The sequence below is a fragment of the Rhodoplanes sp. SY1 genome (assembly GCF_046000175.1).
Classification (GTDB): Bacteria; Pseudomonadota; Alphaproteobacteria; order Rhizobiales; family Xanthobacteraceae; genus Rhodoplanes.
On record NZ_JBEOMB010000325.1, the window covers coordinates 1 to 855 of the forward strand.

The following is an 855-nucleotide window of genomic DNA, read 5'->3' on the forward strand; positions in this document are numbered from 1 at the left end:
CCCCGCCTTCGCGGGGATGTGCGGAGTGTGGGTCGACGCGAGGGGAAGCCAAAATAGGTCGGCGGCGGCGCAGTTGCCGCTATCCAACATGACGGACGGGTTTCCGCGATGATCGGCAGCCCGTCCGTTGTCGTTTCGGAGGTGTCGATCGAGTGGAGGAAAGCGTCGCTGGAGCCGCCTTCGCGATTGCAGCATCGGTCCTTCGGTCTAGTCTCGCACCAGCGACGGAGACGATCCGTCACACCTGCGGAGCCAGACGATGAGTGCCGCCATGACGATGCCGACGATGCCCACCGCGATGCCGATGATGGGCATGCCCATGATGAACATGCCCATGAACATGCCGATGATGAACATGGGCATGATGCCGATGCCCGGCATGATGAACGGCATGATGCCGATGCCGATGCCCATGATGATGTGCACGATGAAGTGCACCATGACGCCGACCGGCATGATGTGCGAGATGACGCCGATGGACGCGTCCATGAAGGACATGTTCATGCAGTGCTGCCAGACCATGTGCACCATGATGGGCAACGGCATGCCGATGATGATGGCCTGCGGCGGCATGATGATGTGCTGCATGCCGATGAAGGCGTGAGGTCGGCGCATCCGACGCATGGACCAGGTGGGGGGTCGCGGCGTCGCCACGGCTCCGCCGAGCAAGATCAACCGCGGTGATCACCCGATCGTCTCGACATAGGTCATGACGAGGTAGAGCACCGCCTCGGAATGTCCCGAGTTCCGGTAGCCGTGCGGCACGTCGGCCTCGAACACGACGGCGTCGCCTTCGCCGAGTTCGAGCGGCGGGTTCCGGCCGATCAGGATGTCGATCGCGCCTTTTGCCACGAT

2 protein-coding genes are annotated in these 855 nt (G+C 62.7%); both read right to left on the bottom strand.

Annotated features, from left to right (window positions below; all coding sequences use genetic code 11):
* Nucleotides 1-207 precede the first annotated feature (207 nt).
* Nucleotides 208-675 carry a hypothetical protein gene (locus ABTU92_RS29415; RefSeq protein ID WP_408095090.1) on the bottom strand — a complete coding sequence of 156 codons (468 nt, stop codon included), beginning with the start codon at nt 673-675 and terminating at the stop codon, nt 208-210.
* Nucleotides 676-684: 9 nt separating this feature from the next.
* Entirely contained in the window at nt 685-852 is a 168-nt protein-coding gene (locus ABTU92_RS29420; protein WP_408095091.1) for a cupin domain-containing protein, read from the bottom strand.
* Between the last annotated feature and the right edge of the window lie 3 nt (nt 853-855).